We start from the raw sequence: 19486 nt of genomic DNA, 5'->3' as shown, positions 1-19486 counted from the left end.
CCCGCAAGAACGAATTCGCAATAGGAGGGCGTTGCCAACCGCAGGCTGGTTACGGTGTTATCACTCCAGACCCTTCCACGGATTCCACGATCTCCACCAGCCTCTCGCCAATCAGTGCGGTTCGAAGGAAAAATCCGGAATTTGTCAGCAACACCAGCACCCGCCCCGTTTCCAGGTCCCGCCAGTAAAAATTGGAGAAACCCTGCCAACGCCCATAGGAAGTCACCACCGGGAAATCCTGGACATTCCAACCCAGGCCCGGCTGCAATGTGTTGCCAAGCACAGACTCCGTGACCACATCACCGTTACTCAATCGAACCGGTTGATAGGCCTGGTGGTAGACCTCAACAGGCAACAGGGTCCCTGCCCGTAGCGATGCGTCCCAGGTAACCAGGTCGCGAGCAGTCGCGTAGATATTGCCATCACCGGCGGTCCCATCCATTGCATTGAGATCGTAGGGCGTGTTCTTACCGACATAAAAGTACTGCTTACGGAATCCATACGCCCTGTTTTCAAACCGATGGGAATTGCGCAACCGGTTGACGACCGCGGTGCGCTCCATACCCAGCGGGTCAAACAGCCGGGTCTGCATGAAATCGGCAAACGATTGGCCGGTAACCCGGGCGATCACCTCCGCCAGCAATACGTAATTGGTGTTGGAGTAGTTCTCATGAGCCTCTGGAGAGAACACCGGAGCCTGCTCAGGCTGCTGCAACCATCCGATCAGCGCCGCCGGAGTGAGCACGCTGCCACTGCTTTCCATCCGCTCAGCAAGGTCCTTGTCAAGCGCGTAATCCGGCAAACCGGAGGTATGGGTTAACAGGTGATTCAGGGTGATTCGGCCAACGCTCGCAAGCTCGGGAATGTGCTTGCCCAGCGAATCATCAGGGAACAGGCGACCCTCATGGGCCAGAAGCAATACCGCAAAGGCAGTGAACTGTTTTGATACGGATGCCAGGTTAAACACGGTCTCTGCCGTGATCGGGCGACCAGTCAAATCGGCAGCCCCCACATAACGCTCGAACACCACGCGACCGTTGGATGCGATCAGTATCGCACCATTGAACTTGCCGGCCTCCGCCAACTGATCGACCCACTCATCCAGATACTGAAGTCTTTCGGTATCGCTTACCCTGGCATCAACCACCGGAGGCAGCTCCGGGAGACTGAGCGCCCGGTACTCCAGATACAGAAAGCCCCCGATCAACAGGCACACCAGACCAGCCAGCACCAGCGCCACCTTCATCTCGACTCACCCCGGACCATTGCGTCGGCCGGTGGTTCCGGGAACCGGCCAAGCCATTGCTCCAACCGCGCCTTCATGCCGTCGGCGTAGAGGTCATCGCCACCAAACCAGATTTTCAGCAACAGCCACCACGCGGCCATGCCCTCGTGCGCCGGCTTTACTTCATTGGTCGGCATCAGGCTGTGATCGGCGCCGTCGATAATGGCGATCTCGAAGAACGGCGCCTGCGAGCGCGCCAGGGCCTGACGGTAGGCCTCAGAACTGGCCACCGGATCAACGTAGGCATCGTGGGAACCGAACAGCGCCAGCATGGGCACCCGGAGCCGGTGCAGGTCATCACGCACATCGGCACTCCAGTTACGCTGGGCAAACCCCCAGAAGGCTTCGCTCATGGGCTCCTGGTCAGGCTCCCCAGCAACCAGCGCCAGGTACTCCGAGTATGGGGCTCCGCTTTGGATCAGAGTGTCAACGCGGGCAGACGCGGCTTCCTCAATCGCGATCTGTGCCGCATTCAGGCCTTCGGCGAGGCGACGCTGGCGGCCGGAATAGCGGGATTGCGCCATCCAGTTGACGGCACCGGACACCGAGATCACAAAGGCAACGTCATCCCGCTGATTGGCGACCTTGGGCAGCACCCATCCCGCCTGACTGAACCCGATCAACCCCACCGGCCCTTTCCCGAGACCGCGGCTTTCCCGCAGGAAATCAATTGCAGCGGACACTTCCGCAGCCCGATCAGCCATGGACTGGTGTCGCCAGTCGCCGGATGAATCACCGACCCCCGGTTTGTCCCAGGCCAGCGAACACCAGCCTTGCCGGGCAAACAGCCGCCACAGCGGCGCATAGTAGCCATAGGCATCACGGGGGATGTTTCCCGAACCGTGGACAAACACCATGCAGGCTCTGGGCGCGGTATCGCCTCTTGGCATCACCAGCACGCCCTGCAGCTGATTGCCGTCGTGTTCAAAACGGATGTCCTGGCGCACAAAGCTCTCCTCACCGGCAAGCAGTATGACCATGGCCAGCCCCAGCAGAATCAGGGCCAGGGCCGATCCCAGCCGCCACTTGCAACGGACAGTCATGGGTTCGTGGGTGGTGACGATGCGGGTCGACATGGCAACTCCGGTTGGTTGTGGGACATGGCTGCAGGGTGACGGCGCGCCGGCAGGTCCTGGGCTATGGCGATCAGCACCGGCACCAGGAACAGCATCAACACCGTCGAGAACAGCTCACCAAAGGCCAGGGACGCAGCCGCGGGTTTGAGATACTGGGCCTGCTCGGAGGTTTCCGACAGCAGCGGCACCAGCCCGATCACCGTGGTCGCCGTGGTCAGGAAAATGGCGCGGAAACGGCTGGTGGCTGCCTGTTGAATCGCCTCGGCGGGTGCGATGCCATCTGCCACCAGGTCGTTGTAGCGACTCAGCAGCACCAGGCTGTCGTTGACCACCACACCGGCCAGGGCCAGCATGCCGAACAGGGAGAGCAGCGACAGCGCCAGCCCCAGATAGAGGTGGCCGAGAATGGCGCCCACAAACCCGAACGGAATGATGGCGAGAATAATGAACGGCTGGCCATAGGACTTCAGGGGCACCGCCATCAACACGTAGATCAGCACCACCGCCAGCCAGAGCGCCTTCTTCAGGCCACCTTGGAGTTCACCCATCTCCTCCAGCCCACCGGCCAGGGTGACCTCAAGGTCCGGATGGGCCTGGCGCAGCTCGGGCACCAGCTGGGTCATGACGCTCTGGGCGACTTCCTCCGGCGCCACCACGTTACGATCAATGGTCGCGTATACCCGATTGACCTGCTTGCGGTTCTCCCGCGCCATCCGGGTGGGCTGCAACACCGACTCGATCTCGGCAATCGCCGACAGCATGACCCACTGGCCATCGTGACTGCGGATGTAGCTGCTCATCAGGTCGTCAATGCTGTTGCGCTGCCCGGAACGACGCACCACCACCACATTCAGCTCGGTGTCACCACGCTGGAGCTTCTGCACCTCCGCGCCGCCAAAGGCGTAACCGAGCTGCACCGCCAGGCTCTGCTGGTCAAACCCCAGACTTCTGGCCGCGGGACGAAGCCGCACTCTCAGCTCTCGTTGCCCCTCCACCATCGAGTCCCGGGGGTTGTGGACGCCATCCAGGCTCTCCAGATGGCGCCTGAGAGCCTTGCTGGCCGAGGCCAGCGCCACCGGATCATGGCTGGCCAGTTTGATCTGGAAGCCGCCACCCACCTCTTCGGCACCACTGAAGGAGAGCTCGGTACGCCCTTCCAAGGTGCCAAGCTGTTGTCGCCACTGCTGGATGATGCGCTGCGGGTCAACCCCCGGGCGCTCGGACACCGGCGTCAGCTCGGCGTAGAGCTGGGCCGATTCGGGACCGATAATGGCTTCAAACACGGTGCGTATTGGCGCAACGGCCAGCCCATACTGCTTCTGGAGACGCCCATTCACCACCTCACCGGCCTGGCGGATCTGCTCCACATTGTTCCTGGTCAGCTCAAACGGGGCCCTGGGGTCCATTTCCAGGTTGATGCTGATGACCTGACCGGGCACCTCGGGAAAGAAGACCGTCCTCACCTGTCCCTTCATGGTCAGCCCCAACACCAACACCGCAACCGCCACAAACAGCACCAGGGCGGCGTAGCGGTGACGCACCGCCAATGCCAGCACCGGCACATAGAGGTGATCCCGCACCGCCACCAGGCCACCCTGGGCAAGCCGCTGCAGGGCACCCCAGGCACGGGCCACTCGTCCGGATGGCGCGCGGTCAAGATCAATGCCAGCCAGATGAACCGGCAGAATCAACTTGCTTTCCACCAGGGAAAACAGCAAAGCCAGGATTACCACGCCCGAAAACCCCGCCAGCACCTTGCCCAGCGGATTGTCGAGGATCAGCATCGGGAAGAACGCGGCCACCGTGGTGAGTACGCCGAACACCGTGGCCACCGCCACCCGCGCCACGCCGGCTTCGGTGGCGATCAACGGATGCCGCCGATCCAGCCGCCGCTGCTCGAACACGCTCTCCCCCACCACCACCGCGTCATCCACCAGGATGCCGAGGGCGATGATGAAACCAAAGGTGGTGATGTCATTGAGGGAGTAATCGACCCAGTCGGTGCCGGCCACGGCAATCGCCCCCAACACCGATACCGGAATCCCCATCGCCACCCAGAACGCCAGTTTGACGTTCAGGAACAGAGCCAGGATCAGCAACACCAGCAACAGTCCCTGAAGACCATTGTCGGTCAACAGCGCCAGCCGGTCGGCGATGTAATCGGCGCTGTTGCCCCAGATGCTGACTTCGATGCCCGCTGGCAGCTGGCGACGATACGCCTCAACAACCCGATGGGTGACTTCGGAGATCCGCAACAGGTTCTCCCGGTGGCCAACCAGCACTTCCATGCCCACCGTGGGCTGACCGTTGAAGCGGAACAGTTCGTCGCCCTCGACAAAACCGTCCCGCACCACGCCAACATCCGCCAGCGATACCAAATCGCCATTGTCCCCGGAGACGATGGCAATGGCGCCATAATCCGGCGCATAAGTCGCCTGGTCCGCCGCCTTGATGTAGATCTGCCCGCCCCGGGTACGCAGTGAGCCGGCCTGGAATTCCAGTGAACTGGCACGGATACGCTCCATCACATCCGCAACGGACAGATCGAGGCGCTGGAGCTTCTGGTAATCCACCTCGATGCGCAGTTCGCGCTCCTGCAACCCCCACACGGTGAGCCGGGACAGCTCGGGTTCCACCAACAGCGCCTGTTTCAATCGTTTGGACAGTTCGTGGAGGGTGTTTTGGTCAGTGTTGCCATAGAGGTTGATGTACAGCGCCGGATAGTCGAACCCGCTGGCATCAATCTTCGGCCGCTTTGTCCTGGCCGGCAGATCAATCCCCCCGTCCATGCGCAGGCGAACCCGGTCCAGTAACTTGTCCAGGTCCTGCCCACCGGCCCGCCGAACGGTGATGGTGGACAGCCCCGCCTCTGACACCGACGACAGGCTGCGCACGCCCTCCAGCCCCTCCAGGGCGGTTTCGATCTTCTGGCTGACCAGGGCGTCGACCTGCTCCGGCGGCGCCCCCGGAAATTCGGTGGTGATCACGATGCTGTCCGGTTCGATACGGGGAAAGCCCTCAATCCGCATAGTCCCCAGGGTCACCAGCCCCATGAACAGAATGAACGCCATCAACAGATTGGCGGCAACCGGGTTACGCAGGAACCAGCCTGTCAGTGCGTGCATTACCGTACCTCCCTGACACGGGGCCGGACCCGCTGGCCCGGCAAGTAAGAGGCCATCGGCAAGGCCACCACCTGCCATTGCGCCCTCGCCTCTGGCGCCTGCACCAGCACCCGGTCCTCCAGACGGGCGACCACACTGGCCGGGCTCTTGGCCAGGATGTCATCCCCCTCAACCCACCAGAATGCCCCTTCCGCCGTTAACGCGGTGGCTGGAATGCTGAGGGAGTTGCTCACCACGCGACCATCAAAACGAACGGTCACCAGATCGCCCACCAGTACCCGGGACTCGTCCTGCTCAAGCACCAGATCAGACAGATGTACAACGTACTGCCGGGTTATCTCATCCAGGTAGCCACCGGCCTGTCGCACCACGGCCTTGCCCAGCTGCTCGCCCTGGTCATCCAGAATCGCCACCGACTGCCCCGCCAGGGGCTGGGCCAGCAACTGCCACTGGGCCCGGCTCAGACGCACTTCGATGTCCTGGTGGCGATCACCAATCAGATTGGCCACCGGATCACCGGTCATCACCATCTGGCCCGGGCTGACGTAGCGACGGATCACATAGCCGCTGTAGGGCGCCCGTATTACGGTCTGGCGCAATTGGCGCCGGGCCAGGTTGAGGCGGGCCTGGGCAGCGTCGACCGCCGCCTTGGCGATGTCCAGCTGGGGTAACTGCAGTGCCAGGTCGTTGGGCGGCTGCTCACCGGCGCGGCTGAACTGCCTGCGGGCGACCCGGCTGGCGTACTCCGCCTGTTCCGCGGCCAATTGAGCCTCACGGAAGAGCTGCTCGGCCTCCGCAAGCTCGGCTTGATAACGGGTGTCTTCGATCACCGCCAGCGGGTCTCCCTGCTGAACGCGATTGCCCGCCAGGGCGCGGTCGTCGACCTTGACCACCAGGCCACCCACTTCGGCGTTCAGGTCAGCATTCCAGCGCGGCTTTACCTCCGCAAGCACCTCAACCCGTGCCTGGTGGTCACCCACGGATAGCGGCTCTACGGTCACCACCGGGGGAGTCGATACCGCCCCGGCCTGTGTCACATCGGCGGTATCCTCCACCGCGCCAAGCAGCATAATCACGGCGATGAGCACAGCAACGGCCGCCATCAGCGTCAGCCAGCGGGCGCCACGTCGGATGCTAGAACTCATACACATACCCGGCGCTGACGGCCCAGGTGGTATTGCGGTCCACAATCGGGCTGTCCTCAATTTCGCCTGAGAAGCGGCGATGACTCAGGTCAAACAGCACCCGGTGGGAACGGCCAAACAGGCGGCTGACGTTGATGCCGGCCCGGTAGTGGTGGGCCTGATCCGGACGATACTCGGGGCGTCCGGCCCTGGCTTCGTCGGCCTCAACCCCCAGGTAGTACCTGGCTGCCTGACTGCCGGCATAGGTGACTGACAGGTGGGGCTCTATCGTCCATCGCTGTGCCTCCAGCGGCAGGCTGTAGCGCAATACCGTCGACCCGCCCCGATGGTTGTCGGAGATGTCCTGCCAATAACTCAGGTTCAGGTAGCCCAACGAGCCGAACAGGCCGGCACTGAACACCGCGCTGTAGACCGGGTCCAGTTCCTTCATGTCTTTCAGCTGCGGGCTGTCGCCGCGGTTCACATCGCCGAAAACGTCATAGCCCAGCGCTGCGGACAGGTACCAGCTGTCACCTCCCGCCAGGTAGCTGCCCAGGGTGTAGTCGCGAAAAAACCAGTTGTCCGATTCCCACGCCAGGTATGGCAGCAGGTTGTCGCTTCGCTCACCACCGGTGTAAATGGACGGCTCACTGAAACCAATAATGCCAACCGCCAGCTCGCCGCTGTCCTCCTGCGAGTCGGCAAGGCTGGCGATGGAATGGGTAGTCAGGAGGGAGAACGCAAGAGTCGAGGCAGAAAGAGTCTTCAATTTGGTTGCTCCAGATTCAGTCGATGTCTCTGGAGCTATTGTCAGACAGTGGCTATTAAGAGGGCCTTAAGGCATATGCTCTGCCCAGCACAGGGTGGCCTTGGCCTGGGCGTCCTGTTGAACGAATGAGAACTGCCAGCTGAGCTTGTCGGCAATACGCTCCACCAGCTGCAACCCCAGCCCAAAGCAGGCATCCGCGGGCACGCTGTCACGCTCCACCGGGTTTACGATGGTCACAGACGTGGTGGTGACCGACAGGGTGATGGTGCCAGCCGCCGCGTGTTGAAAGGCATTGCGGATCAGATTTGCCAGCACGATCCGGAACAGGTCCGTTTCAATGTTAATGACATCGGCCTGATTATGGAGCTCTACCTCAATCGGCTTATGCTCGATCAGATAGCGCATGTCTGCCATCAGCCCCTCACACAGGGCTGCCGGATTCACCGGAGACCGGGTGGCCGGTCTGGATGACTGCCGGGCCAGCCACAACAGCGCCTCGGACAGCAGCAGCATATTGGCGCTGGCGCGACGGGCTCGTTCCAGGGCGGGATAGCCCGGATCATCGGTGGCGGTGCGAACCGCCAGGGTATCCAGGGAGGCCTGGATGATCGCCAGCGGCGTTCGCAGTTCATGGCTGGCGTGCCGCAGGAACTGCTGCTCCCGCTCGTTGTTGGCCCGCAACTGCGCAAGGGTCGACAATAGATGCTGGGCAATCTCGTTGAGTTCGCTGATGGCGAAACGGGCGTCCGCCCCGGCGTCCGGGTCCTGCTTGATTCGGGCCGACCACTCCACGAGCAAATTGAGTGGCTTCAGGGCGTTGCTGAACAGCCAGGAGATCACCACAAACAGGCCCAGCATGAACAATCCGGCAATCAGCCCTGCATCGATCAGGGTCTGACGGAACAGGTCGGTGATCAGTGCGTCAATCTTGTCCGCAGGCTCAAACTCGATCAGATAGATGCCACCGGTTTGCCGCTCGTTCGAGTACACCAGGGCGCCATACTCACGAACGCCCTCGCGGTTCCGGCGCAGGATTTCTATCGGCTCCGACGGCTGAATCCGGTTCGGCGAGAACAGCCCGCGAATCTCCGGCGGAATGCTTTCCCAGGTTCGATAGGCACTGAATGAGGGGGTTCGAGGTAAGGTGTAATCGGGGTTTTCTTCCAGGGCCCGCTCCAGAACCAGTGCCTCGGAGCGCATATAACTCTTGCTGGCCTGGCCCACCTGATAGAAGCTGAAGGTGACCACCAGCGCGATCAGGCTGATAAAAATCACCAAAGCCAGGTAGATCAACTGACGGCGGGACTGGGCGGCCAGGCTTCGAACCGCCGGTACTGGCCGTTCGGAGCCGGTCATGGCGCCTCCGCCGTCAGCGCCAGACCGACACCGACGTGAGTCTGGATCAAGGGACGCTCAAACGGTTTGTCAACGATCTTGCGAAGCTGGTGCAGGTGCACATTGAGCGTGCCCTCCTCCACCTCATCATCCGGCCAGACATGCTGAGCGATCTCGGCCTTTGACACCACCGCCGGCGATCGACGGGCCAGCAACAACAGAATGCGCCAACTGGTCGGCGCCAGCTTGAGAGGGTAGCCACCACGGCTGGCGCGATGCTCCCGGGGGTAGATGGTCAGGTCTGCAATCTGTAGACGGTCCCGCTCCGGATGCTGGCGCCGATAAAGGGCCTTCAATCGTGCCAGCAACAGCGGCATGGCACAGGGCTTGGTCACGTAATCGTCGAGACCGGCACCGAAGCCCTCCAGCTGGTCGGCATCGGTATCGCAGGCGGTCAACATCAGGATCGGTGTATCCACCCCTTGAGCCCGCAACTGCCGACACACCTCAATTCCCGTCACCCGGGGCAGCATGTTGTCGAGAATCAGACTGTCATACCCTCCCTGCAAAGCCAGATTGATCGCACTGGTGCCGTTGTAGGCAAAATCACATTCAATACGATGCAACTCCAGATACTCGGACATGGCCAACGCCAGATCCCGGTCGTCCTCGACAATCAGTATTCTCATGGCAGCCAGTGATGGGTGAACAGAGGGTTAGCTTAAACCGTTGGACCTTAACAGGGAATTAAGGAGGCTCAAGGAGCTTCCTCAAATGAACAGAAGGGGAATCGCAAAAGACAGCGCGGCAATCACCATCAGCCCAGTTACTTTCAGCGCAAACTGGCCTTGTGAGGAACGTCTGCGGTGGGCGTGCATATGCACCTCCAGAATGTCGCCATGCGCCTGTGTGACTGCACAACGCCACCCCGTGTGGACAGCAGACTCAGAGAAGAACGGTTTAAAGACTCCCTCAATAAAGCATAACAACGATTCGCCATTGCACAGACTGCTACCGCAACCATTCTTGATTCAAATCAAGCCTCGAGGCGGGAGCCAACGGCTCCGCAGGGTCAGCCGCTGGCATCTGCAGAACGCCTACTCCGGCAAGGCGTCAAAACCCCGCACCGCCTCGAGTTGCTGACACCACTCCGGCCGCCGGGAGACAAACAATCGGGCGGTTGCTGCAATCGGGACCGCACCATCAAGAGAGCCCGCAGGCACCACCACTAATCCCAGTTCCTCGGCAACCGTGGGCACGGCTGATCCGCAGTTCTGACAAAAGCTCCGGGCATGTCGGGTGCTGGCGTGCCGGTAGGTCCTGACGCGGTCGCGGCCAGAGACCCAGGTCAGTACCGATGCCGCGGCGAACAGATTGGCAGCGTGGGCAGAACCGGTGTCTTTCTGGCACCACTGGCAGTAGCAGAGATAGAACGACTGGAAGTCGCCTTCCAGCTCAAACCGGACATCCCCGCAAAGACAGGCCCCTTGATGTTTTGTGGTCACTTCGCTCTCCCTGATTTTTGTTTGTGTTAACCAACATATCCGATTGAATGGCCACCATCACAGGCTACGGGCCAGAAAAGATAAAATCTTATTGACGATCTGTGTGTGAGTGCGAGCACGAACCTCTGGAGACACGCCACACAGAGCAGCATCGCCTTCCTCCTCAAGCAAGATGTGAGGTCCTCTGTCGGTGCACACGGCAAACCCATCCGAGCGGGTCGCCTTGTCGATCAGGTCATTCTCAACAAGCGGCAGGTTGCTCGTCTTGCGTTCTTCGCTGCCCAGAGAGATCAACAGCGTTGGAATTAACGGTGGTCCGCTGCCTTGCGAAAACGCCTCCAGATACTCGGGGTCAATCGATACCGCAGATGCAAAGCGATCGTCGTGCCCGGGCTTATCAAAGCCGTCCTGATCAAGCTGGTTCAACGCGACGTTATGGGAAGCGTACCATGTACAATCCGCCCCTACCGGGCCGGCATCAGCACAGGATTGATAATAGCTTCCTGCGTCTAATTCAGCGCCCGCAACCGACAAGGCCGCTGTTCCGCCAAGGGCAAAACCAACAACGAAAACCTTTTTCTGATCAACATGCTCCGCCCAGACTGGACTGTCCAGAATCGCACTGAGGGCACGACTTACATCGCGCGGACGCTGCCATATTTCGTTCACGGCGACTACCGGGGTTTCCGGACGTGGCGCATTAACCTCAATAGCGATGAAGCCCGCTTTCGCCAAAGCAGCACCAAGCCACGCTCCAGAATCATTGGTAGATCGCAAGCCACCATGAGAGATCACGATGAGAGGGTGTCTCCCAACCAGCGGGCCATCAAGCGCAGCGTACTCCCCCCGAAATACGGCATTTCCTCCAACAACATCAAGCTGATCGGCTTCAGATGGATACCATATCGAGAGCAGAAGAGGGCGAGCGTAATCAGAGGCATCCAGTAAAGACGAAAAACCTACCGAACAGAACGCAATGCCTGGCATAAAAAACGAGACTGCGATCAGCAAAAGCCACTTCTTCATAGTCACCATCCGCATACGCTTGCTTGGCTACCAGCTCGGACTTCGTCTGAAGCTAAAAATGCCTGAGCTTATAGCCAATGTAGAAATACGTCTCTGAAAACAACATATTGCCTCTTGAGCTATAGGACTGATACCGGCTTGTCTCCGTAGGTGACGGCAAGGCATTGAGGCCAAGATCATCAGCCATTGTCATTGCGCGCTTCATGTGAAGAGGGTCGCTCACAATCAAAACCACAGAAAGGCCATTGGCGGCCAGTAACGGCGATGAGAATGCCAGGTTTTCCTGTGTGATCGTTGATCTATCCTCAAGCAGGATATCTCGAGCAGGCACCCCGTGGCTTACCGCATACTCTTTCGCCGCTTGAGCTTCAGACTTTTTGTCGCCAACTCCAACCCCGCCCGTAAACACCACTTTCTTGACCTGCCCGGATTGGTATAGCTTTATTGCATGATTAATTCTTTCCTGAAATACCGGGGATGGTTTTCCATTCCAGACGGCAGCACCGAGAACAATGGCAGCATCAGCACTCATGCCGGACGATTTCGATGAGTAAAGGTAAATTGAAAATGCAACATAAAGCAGTAACGCCAAAACCAATGAGCTAAAAATCAACAACCACCTTGTTATTTTCATAATTCACCAACTGAAGCGAGACCTCGTATTCGTTCCGTGTTTTCTTATACCAGGCCAACCGGTGATCCGGTCAAGGCTACAATCCTCGGGGCTGGCCGCTCTTTGGGGTAATTAAGAATATCACCTGCCGGGGAAATCGGGGATCGTTCTCGAACGCATAGCCGAAACGTGCCTGCTAGCTCAGTTGCCCAGACCGTAGCTGAGCTGCTGGACAGGTAGGCCTGACCACGGTCCCGTATGAACTCATCGCCAGCGTTTCGATACGATACCGGTCATCAGGGCTCATTTCGAATGAACTTGAACGCCCCTTGACGAGCGACCCAAACCGTCACCGAAAGCGAATATTTTCCAGTATGTTACGTTTCGATCTTTACTTAATCGTTGAGGCGCAATAGGTTGCTACTGAAAATAGAAGAATGATTTCAGTACGCTAATTCAATGGTGGAACAATGAAACGGACTTTACTCCTCATATCCCTTACAGCCCTCTCACTACAATCTTATGGCGCCGTGTACCAATGCAAGGTGAATGGCCAACTCACGTTCTCTGATCGTCCCTGCGGTGACGATGCCCGGGAGGTTGAGGTTAGATCGACACCCATGGTGGGTGGAAGCTTAAGCACTGAGGCTGGCGAGGCCTTCGTAGAGCAACGCGGACGAGAGCGCGAGGTTTCCCAGATTGATCGACGCATCTCCAGAATACAGGACGAGATAGAAGACCTCAGACGGAATCGAGATGCTGCATTGGCCCGGTGGCAACGAGAAAAAGCCTACGCCAACAACAACCTCGCAGGGGCGACCTGGGAGAACAGTCTGGCGAAGGAAGCGGAGGTGCTGCGACAACGCTATCAGGACGACATCCGGTCATTGGAAGCCGAAGTGGCAAACCTTCGTGACCGCCGACAGAACATTGTAAACAGTTATTAGTTAACTCAGCTGGGTCCACCTCACTATATGGCTCTGCGTGGCGTGGCAAGGGCGTGCAACAGAGTTTGAGAATTGGGGGGTGTGAGAGATGCTGGTGTGTGTGCCGGGAGGGGCGCCGGGGTTTTGGTGAAGGCCGGTGGTGGTGGGGCCTGGGAGTATTACAGTCGCCCGTTAGAAGGCCGTTCACTCCATTTCGATCGGGAGATTTGCCATTCGATCTGCCGCCACCCTTTCGCTGCCATCCACGCAGGAGTGTCACGCTCTATCGCGGTTGCGCCAAATGCGCTCGCCAACCGAGCGATTTTTGTGTTCTCACTGACGGTGCTACCAATGATCTGGGCCAGGCCAAAATTACTGAAGCCATAATCCACCAGGCACTTCATGATCTCAACGGCATAACCGAACTGGCCCCAGTATTCAGGCGCCAGCTCAATACCAAGCTCGGCTTCGCCTGGAGCGGCATCCTTCATTCGAAGCCCGGCACAGCCAACTAACGGGCCATCCAGCCGAATGATAGCGAGCTGGTAATTCTGCCTGGGCTCCTCTGCGGCCCATGCTTTAAATAACTGAACAAGTTCGGCGGCATGCTCTGGCGTGTTTTCTCCAGGGCCGTACAGTTCCCTTAAGCGCGGATCAGCGTGGTATGCCAGGAACTCCGGAAGGTCATTGTCACTAAAATCCCGGAGAATGAATCTCTTGGTTGTCAGTTTCATGGTGGTCTATCTGGCCTTTAGAGTAGCTTCGGGATCAGGTCTTGCCTTTTGCCCAACTGACAGTGGATACCCAATGACCAGGTCGGCCAGAACAACGGGTGGGAGAAGGCGATCCAGGTTCAACTTGCTGTTCCTCACATCCTTTCGAGGGGGCATCCGGTGTTAGATCGGTCATCGCTCCGGAATCCGTGAACCACTACAGTGTCGCCATGGTCGGCAATGGCCTGCTGGCGAGTCAAGGACCAACCTCCGGTGCTTCATGACGTTGTGTTCGGTAAAAGCTATATGGCTCTGCGCCGTGTGGCAAGGGCGTTCACAGAGTTTGGAAGTTGGGGGCGTGAGGGATGGTGAGAACAAGGCACGATCGGTGTTATGAAGCGGGCCGTGTGAGAGGCCTTCGGGGCTGCCGGTCCTATTCCCGGTTCGCCAACCCGCACGGTTTCGCCCCCTACCCTGTTTGGCGGTAAGGGGCGGTCTCAGAAGGCCATCATGTAGGGGTATGCCAGACAGGCTCACGCACTAGGTGCGCCGGTACCAACCGGGCGCCCCACTCACTCCGCGAGCCTACTCTGGAGCTACTGGAGCATCGTTGCGCCGTTGAAGCATCTGGAGTTGAGCGGGCTGCCACTGGGTGGTGGCAGCCCTTGGGTTTTTGGGAGGAATCTATTTTCCTTCGATTCTATTGGGGGATTGGTTCAGTTGACGCCGTAGTCACTTGTTATATTTATTGCAGCACATAATCAGAGCCTGTCCATAATATTGAATCAAAATCACCGCATTCCATGCACTTATACCACCGAATCTGATTTCCCTCTAAAAAAATTGAGCTATACCCAGCATCCCCCGCATCTGAAAATAACTTTATAAACTTAGAATCGCGAAATATTGCTATGAATTTTCCTTTCTCACCGGATGATGCTTCGTAAACGCCAACAACTACTGTTTCTTCATTTGCCGTGTCATCTAAGTTTATCTGCAAATCGAATTTCAATTTTGACTTTTGGATATCTCTGAATTGAGATTCCGACAACCTTTCCTCCAAATAATCTTCATTTACCAATAATGCAAGCTTCCAATCAGGCATTATTTGCGTTACAGGAATTCCTTTAATATTAGCTTCACTAGGCGTAAACGTTTCAGAAACCCACCAAGCCTCATTTGGTTTTCGTGACAATGTTTCGGTCTGTGTTGTTTTGCAGCCAGCAAAGAAGAAAACAATCAACAGTAGTACGCGTGACTTACCAATCAACATGCCAGTGCCTCCCCCCAGCCGCATTCGGCTCCCTTATAACAGAAGCGCCTAGCGCTTGAATACGAGCCTCAATTGAATTTAATTGCTGCGGAGTTCCTATAGGCCAGCTAATATCTCTCGCAGTGTTTGATAAATGATTTGAAACCAAAGCCCCCCGGGAGCGCGCTCTATTGATTATAGCTTCGAACTCGGCAACTGTTTTTTGCAATGTAGCTCCACTATTGGCTTGGAACCACTGGTTCATTTCCGTTATGTGCTGTGTTCTTCGGTATGTACCAAGAAATTCTTGCCTATTGGCACGGATTCTCTGTGCCATTAATTCGGCTTGGCGTCGTATAGTGCGTGCGCGCCCCGTTATTCTAATGCCAGCCGTTGGGAACTCTCGTTGAATCGTAGCGATTAACTGGTCAATATTAGCGGGCCTCACTTGTGGGGCTATACCATTTACCATTCAATACTCTCCTTGTTTATTTAATAAAATAACAGCAATTAGAACGCGTTCGTTGATATTGTACAGCTTCGGGGTCAAGTCTTCCCTTTTGCCCAACTGACAGAGGATACCCGATGGCCCGGGCGGCCAGAACAACGTCGATCCTTGTTCAATGTGCTGTTCCTCGCATCCTTTAGAGGTGTCATCCAGCTGACAGATCGGCCATCGCTCCAGAAGACCGGGTGCGGCAATGGGCTGCTGTGGACTCCTAAGCCTTTTTACTCCGTCTCCAGCTCAATCACCATGGTCTCACCTTCACGAGTACCTATCGCCAGGCGATTGGTTTCTTCATGCCATGTCATTGCACCAACGGCTGATTGATCAAAAAGCTTGGCAACCGCTACGCTTTGTGTAGCCACGTCGACCACATATAGGCTGCCCAACTCTGAGCCAATAAATAACTTCTCTCTATCGGAGGAGGTCACACCACTCCACGGAAAATCGAGAGGGAGGCTAAACCGTTTCTCGCCGGTTTCTGCATTGTAAAATACGACTTCGGACTCGTACATCGCAGCAAACCAGTCGCCATGGGGAGGGGCCATGATAAATATGGGAGAGCTAAAGAAAAAAGAGAAATCGTAAAGAACTTTCTGGCTCTTTATATCAAAAGCGTAAAGATGATCGTCTTTTGTCATCATGATCAGCGTTTGACTGAGCAACCTTGGATCACCAGTGATCAGCCTTTCAGGCGCCCTCCATTCAGCTAGGGACATATCAGCCAGGTCAATGGTAACGATCTTACCGTCATGTTCACCGACAGCAACAGCATACTCAGAACCAAAAAACGTCAAAAGACCCTCATTAATGATGGCAAGCTCCATTTCTAGGCCAATAGAATCAGCCCAAGAAAAGAACCGGTTACCATAAAATCCCCATCGACCGCCTCGATGGATAATAGCGTACCGTCCAAACTCATCAAAATCATGAGATTTTATGACATTTGAAAGTTCAGCGTCCCAAAGCTCAATGCTTCCTTTAGATTTTGCAATGAAGATCTCGCCTGTATCCAGAAACATCAGCCCGGAAATAAGGTCTTGAAATTTAAGATTGCTTAGCACCTCCCCAGACTCGCTTTTTAGTAAGGACACAGTATCGTATTGGGGCGCACTTAGAAGACGACTTCCATCATGGTTAAAAATCAGATGACTGGTGGGCGCCTCTGAAGTTTTTTCATGAAAAAAAACCTTATAGGAAAGATCCTTAGCTGGAACGCTTTTGCACCCACTAATCGCTAAGAAAAATAAAAAAAGAACCGCCAATACTTTATTTTTGGACTGCGACATAACCATAGTAATAATCCAGAAATTGAGAAACGGTTAGACTTCTATTCGCTAAGTTAACGGAGCGCGATCCTTCCCCCCAAGTGTAGACCTTAAAATATATTTTCATATCGTAAATACTATCGCCCAGATTTTCCAATCTCTCCGGTGGGTAGCACTCAAGATCAGCATCAGTATTCACTTGGATTTGGGATGTCATCACTACCCAGTGGTCTGCCGGCGCTTTCCCCTTAGGCATCCCCAAAAGGATCTTAGCCCCTACAAAGAGACATACTTCATGTCCTGCAACATATTTTCTGTTGGCTTCAAGGAGGTTGGACAAACCTTTGTCGAAAACTACGTTGGTTCTGTTCTCAATTGAGTTATAACCAGCTCTCCTAAACCAAGATGCCAAATTACTGGGAAGGGTAATACCAGCGAATTCATCGGAGTGGTGGTCGTAGTTAAACAACGAATTTTCGGAATCTCTGAGGCTTGCCAAACCGACCCAGTCGGCTGGTGAAATGGCCCTAAACTGGCCGCCTTCATTCTTTACTATGGGGTTGTAGTCTCTACAGCCCTGGCCTGCAACGACTTTTAACTCGTTAATGGAAGCGCTACCCGTCTGGTAGAGATCTATAATATACTTTACGTATATTTCCGGATCTTTTTTTGCAATAACAAACAGAAATGCAGCTGGCCCGCAAAGGCTAGTTTTGTTCTGGTATATTCGCCAAGGTTCTTCGCATCTCTCTCTGAGATTTGATACAAGAAGCGGCTTACTTAATTTTCTGAAAACCCCGGCTTCTTTACTAGCAGAAAAACTCGCTATCAACGACTGCGCAAGTGCTGTAGACACAAAATATCCTTATGATTCTCAACACAGGGGCTTTGGTGGTCATACAAGGAGGGGAGTTTGAGCGATTTCATAAACTTCCTTGTCTTACTAACCCCAGTCCATTGGTGAAAGTACTCTGTCAATTGTGCGCGAGATTATAGACCTAAAGCCAATTCTCTGTAAATCCACCGTTCTTGTTAGATTTTACTTTTTCTATCGCAACTGTACTCTATGGCTACAATATAGAGAGCTTGTGCGATATCACTTACAGCAACACAAGTCACTCTCTTATGAATGGAGTCTATCCCATCAGTAGAATGCCCCCTGAGCCACGAACACAGAACGTACCGGCTCACTGGCTGACAGCATGGATGTCTAGCCGAACGCGACAACTAACGAGTGGTGTGGCTACCAGGGATGGATCTGGGCCAATCTCAATGTGGGTGGTCGGTGTAGTTAACGACCTGCTCCCCTATCAAACCTCCTGGGTAAATCCATTCAACAGCGGCGCCCCTTACCCGCTGGTGGTCGCCGATCACCAGCTCGACCGTGACGCCGTCACTGTGTACTGCGATCACTCGGCCTTTGTCCGTTGGCTTTTTGGGAAGGATTCTGGTGAAGCGTCGGTAAAGGTTACTCATGGGTTTCTAACCCGATGGTTTGCCAAAGTTCCGTAGCCACAAGGCGTTCTAACCTGGCCGTACCGGCATTGGACTACTGGAGTCATGGTGTGCTAGGGCCATCACAATCTTGGGTTAAGGAGCAGCCTACCCTTGCGCCAACGCTCTACAGCCGAAACGCCATGTTTCCTGATAAACTAGAGCCCCTCTTCGCCGGACGTCAGTCTGTTTGCGATAGGGTCTGGAGCTATTCGTCATGATTCGAGAGTTAATGGTTGCCACAGTCCTCCCAGCCCTCCAACTGAAGGATGATCGGAGCACTGATGTTTTTAGAACGGAAAATTGGGCAGTAAATGACCGATAACGAGTTAAAAAGAGCAGCTGATAGTTCAGCCACAAGCCACGCCACAGCAGGCGCCGAGCCCTCTCGGCGGTTTTGCGTCGCTCCAATGATGGACTGGACGACCTCGCACTATCGGTACCTGGCGCGGATGCTCAGCCGGCATACGCTGCTTTACACTGAGATGGTGACCACCGGGGCGTTGATTCATGGTGATACTGAACGCTTTCTGAGGCACAACGAAGCGGAATACCCTCTGGCCCTGCAGCTCGGTGGCAGCGATGCCCGGGAGCTGGCCCACTGCGCGGCGCTGGCGGAGCGGTTCGGGTTTGATGAGGTGAACCTGAATGTTGGCTGCCCCAGTGACCGGGTGCAGAACAACATGATCGGTGCCTGTTTGATGGGGCATCCCGACAAGGTTGCAGACGGCGTGCGAGCGATGATTGAAGCCACGAACCTGCCGGTGACCGTCAAGCACCGGATCGGTATAGATGGCCGAGAGTCCTGGGAAGAGCTGTGTGAATTTGTCGAGAAGGTCGCGGATGCCGGCTGCCGTACCTTTATTGCCCACGCCCGCATCGCCATCCTCGATGGCCTGAGCCCCAAGGAAAATCGGGAAGTCCCGCCGCTGAAATACGACTGGGTGTATGGTCTCAAGGAGAAGTACCCGGACCTGGAGATCATCATCAACGGTGGCATCAAGACCTTTGATGAATGCCACCAGCACCTAGCTCACACGGATGGCGTGATGCTGGGGCGCGAGGCCTACCACAACCCCTGGCTGCTGGCGGGTGTCGATCAGGGTTTCTTTGGTGACACACCGGCGGTCACCTCACGTCATGACGCCCTGCGGGCAATGTTTCCGTTCATCGAATCGGAGCTGGCCCGCGGGGTCTATCTGGGCCACATGACCCGTCACCTGCTTGGGCTATTCCACGGCCAACCCGGCGGTCGACGCTTCCGTCGCCACATCAGTGAGAATGCCCATCGCCCCGGAGCCGGTCTTGAAGTGGTCGAACAGGCCCTGGCGATGGTACCGGAACAGGCGACCGAGGAAGCGGCCCCAGCCTAGTGTCCCGTCCGGTCGCGCCATGGCATAGTTCTTGTTCCTGTCAAACTGCCCGGTTATTGTAAGGCTCAGGCGTGTGCCGCGGATTTCCGCTGTTCCG

General features: G+C 56.6%; 16 protein-coding genes and 1 pseudogene. 3 read left to right on the top strand and 14 right to left on the bottom strand.

Annotated elements, in window-relative coordinates; all coding sequences use genetic code 11:
• Window positions 1–49: 49 nt before the first annotated feature.
• The 10 genes from J2887_RS08460 to J2887_RS08415 form a co-directional block, all read right to left on the bottom strand.
• Window positions 50–1246, bottom strand: a complete 1197-nt coding sequence (locus J2887_RS08460) for a serine hydrolase domain-containing protein (protein WP_227175537.1) — start codon at window positions 1244–1246, stop codon at window positions 50–52.
• The gene (locus J2887_RS08455; RefSeq protein ID WP_227175536.1) at window positions 1243–2361 is read right to left on the bottom strand and encodes an alpha/beta hydrolase family protein; all 1119 of its coding nucleotides are present in this window, start codon (window positions 2359–2361) and stop codon (window positions 1243–1245) included. The genes J2887_RS08460 and J2887_RS08455 overlap by 4 nt, the downstream gene beginning before the upstream one ends.
• Window positions 2325–5486: an efflux RND transporter permease subunit gene (locus J2887_RS08450; RefSeq protein WP_227175535.1), complete on the bottom strand. Its 3162-nt coding sequence runs from the start codon at window positions 5484–5486 to the stop codon at window positions 2325–2327. The genes J2887_RS08455 and J2887_RS08450 overlap by 37 nt, the downstream gene beginning before the upstream one ends.
• On the bottom strand, window positions 5486–6631 hold the full coding sequence (locus tag J2887_RS08445; protein WP_227175534.1) for an efflux RND transporter periplasmic adaptor subunit: 1146 nt from the start codon (window positions 6629–6631) through the stop codon (window positions 5486–5488). The genes J2887_RS08450 and J2887_RS08445 overlap by 1 nt, the downstream gene beginning before the upstream one ends.
• Window positions 6621–7379, bottom strand: coding sequence for a MipA/OmpV family protein (locus tag J2887_RS08440; protein WP_227175533.1), 759 nt, complete (start codon window positions 7377–7379; stop codon window positions 6621–6623). Before J2887_RS08440 ends, J2887_RS08445 begins: the two co-directional genes overlap by 11 nt.
• 66 nt (window positions 7380–7445) lie before the next feature.
• Entirely contained in the window at window positions 7446–8735 is a 1290-nt protein-coding gene (locus J2887_RS08435) for a sensor histidine kinase (RefSeq protein ID WP_227175532.1), read from the bottom strand.
• On the bottom strand, window positions 8732–9403 hold the full coding sequence (locus J2887_RS08430) for a response regulator transcription factor (RefSeq protein WP_227175531.1): 672 nt from the start codon (window positions 9401–9403) through the stop codon (window positions 8732–8734). The genes J2887_RS08435 and J2887_RS08430 overlap by 4 nt, the downstream gene beginning before the upstream one ends.
• A 408-nt stretch (window positions 9404–9811) precedes the next feature.
• Window positions 9812–10219 (bottom strand): GFA family protein, encoded by a 408-nt coding sequence (locus tag J2887_RS08425; RefSeq protein WP_227175530.1) that lies wholly within the window; start codon window positions 10217–10219, stop codon window positions 9812–9814.
• Between the two features lie 57 nt (window positions 10220–10276).
• Window positions 10277–11245 carry an alpha/beta hydrolase family protein gene (locus J2887_RS08420; RefSeq protein ID WP_227175529.1) on the bottom strand — a complete coding sequence of 323 codons (969 nt, stop codon included), beginning with the start codon at window positions 11243–11245 and terminating at the stop codon, window positions 10277–10279.
• Window positions 11246–11297: 52 nt separating this feature from the next.
• Window positions 11298–11879, bottom strand: a complete 582-nt coding sequence (locus J2887_RS08415) for a YdcF family protein (protein ID WP_227175528.1) — start codon at window positions 11877–11879, stop codon at window positions 11298–11300.
• Between the two features lie 449 nt (window positions 11880–12328).
• Here J2887_RS08415 and J2887_RS21830 point away from each other — a divergent pair.
• Together J2887_RS21830 and J2887_RS08410 are read left to right on the top strand one after the other, a co-directional pair.
• Window positions 12329–12466: pseudogene (locus J2887_RS21830) on the top strand (DUF4124 domain-containing protein); the annotation flags it as partial.
• Between the two features lie 156 nt (window positions 12467–12622).
• Entirely contained in the window at window positions 12623–12805 is a 183-nt protein-coding gene (locus tag J2887_RS08410) for a hypothetical protein (RefSeq protein ID WP_227175527.1), read from the top strand.
• A gap of 158 nt (window positions 12806–12963) precedes the next feature.
• Here J2887_RS08410 and J2887_RS08405 read toward each other — a convergent pair whose 3' ends face one another.
• The 4 genes from J2887_RS08405 to J2887_RS08390 all read right to left on the bottom strand — a co-directional run bounded on the left by J2887_RS08405 (window position 12964) and on the right by J2887_RS08390 (window position 17378).
• The gene (locus tag J2887_RS08405) at window positions 12964–13518 is read right to left on the bottom strand and encodes a GNAT family N-acetyltransferase (protein WP_227175526.1); all 555 of its coding nucleotides are present in this window, start codon (window positions 13516–13518) and stop codon (window positions 12964–12966) included.
• A 724-nt stretch (window positions 13519–14242) separates the two neighbouring features.
• On the bottom strand, window positions 14243–14770 hold the full coding sequence (locus J2887_RS08400) for a hypothetical protein (protein WP_227175525.1): 528 nt from the start codon (window positions 14768–14770) through the stop codon (window positions 14243–14245).
• A gap of 708 nt (window positions 14771–15478) precedes the next feature.
• Window positions 15479–16543: a PQQ-like beta-propeller repeat protein gene (locus J2887_RS08395; RefSeq protein ID WP_227175524.1), complete on the bottom strand. Its 1065-nt coding sequence runs from the start codon at window positions 16541–16543 to the stop codon at window positions 15479–15481.
• Window positions 16524–17378 (bottom strand): hypothetical protein, encoded by an 855-nt coding sequence (locus J2887_RS08390; protein ID WP_227175523.1) that lies wholly within the window; start codon window positions 17376–17378, stop codon window positions 16524–16526. Before J2887_RS08390 ends, J2887_RS08395 begins: the two co-directional genes overlap by 20 nt.
• A 952-nt stretch (window positions 17379–18330) precedes the next feature.
• Here J2887_RS08390 and dusA point away from each other — a divergent pair.
• A complete protein-coding gene (gene dusA, locus J2887_RS08385) occupies window positions 18331–19389 on the top strand; it encodes a tRNA dihydrouridine(20/20a) synthase DusA (RefSeq protein ID WP_227175522.1) in 1059 nt (352 codons plus the stop codon).
• The last annotated feature ends 97 nt before the right edge of the window (window positions 19390–19486 follow it).

Origin of the sequence: Marinobacter sp. CA1 (assembly GCF_020546665.1) — a bacterium.
GTDB lineage: Bacteria > Pseudomonadota > Gammaproteobacteria > Pseudomonadales > Oleiphilaceae > Marinobacter > Marinobacter xestospongiae.
Note: the sequence above shows the minus strand (reverse complement) of the source record. Positions and strands in the feature narration are given on the sequence as shown.

Excerpts from the sequence above, each read along its gene's own strand:
- dusA (WP_227175522.1), top strand. The coding sequence starts at position 18,331 with ATGACCGATAACGAGTTAAAAAGAGCAGCTGATAGTTCAGCCACAAGC.
- J2887_RS08460 (WP_227175537.1), bottom strand. The coding sequence starts at position 1,246 with ATGAAGGTGGCGCTGGTGCTGGCTGGTCTGGTGTGCCTGTTGATCGGG.
- J2887_RS08450 (WP_227175535.1), bottom strand. The coding sequence starts at position 5,486 with ATGCACGCACTGACAGGCTGGTTCCTGCGTAACCCGGTTGCCGCCAAT.
- J2887_RS08400 (WP_227175525.1), bottom strand. The coding sequence starts at position 14,770 with ATGTTGATTGGTAAGTCACGCGTACTACTGTTGATTGTTTTCTTCTTT.
- J2887_RS08395 (WP_227175524.1), bottom strand. The coding sequence starts at position 16,543 with ATGTCGCAGTCCAAAAATAAAGTATTGGCGGTTCTTTTTTTATTTTTC.
- J2887_RS08420 (WP_227175529.1), bottom strand. The coding sequence starts at position 11,245 with ATGAAGAAGTGGCTTTTGCTGATCGCAGTCTCGTTTTTTATGCCAGGC.
- J2887_RS08435 (WP_227175532.1), bottom strand. The coding sequence starts at position 8,735 with ATGACCGGCTCCGAACGGCCAGTACCGGCGGTTCGAAGCCTGGCCGCC.
- J2887_RS08405 (WP_227175526.1), bottom strand. The coding sequence starts at position 13,518 with ATGAAACTGACAACCAAGAGATTCATTCTCCGGGATTTTAGTGACAAT.
- J2887_RS08445 (WP_227175534.1), bottom strand. The coding sequence starts at position 6,631 with ATGAGTTCTAGCATCCGACGTGGCGCCCGCTGGCTGACGCTGATGGCG.
- J2887_RS08415 (WP_227175528.1), bottom strand. The coding sequence starts at position 11,879 with ATGAAAATAACAAGGTGGTTGTTGATTTTTAGCTCATTGGTTTTGGCG.
- J2887_RS08455 (WP_227175536.1), bottom strand. The coding sequence starts at position 2,361 with ATGTCGACCCGCATCGTCACCACCCACGAACCCATGACTGTCCGTTGC.
- J2887_RS08430 (WP_227175531.1), bottom strand. The coding sequence starts at position 9,403 with ATGAGAATACTGATTGTCGAGGACGACCGGGATCTGGCGTTGGCCATG.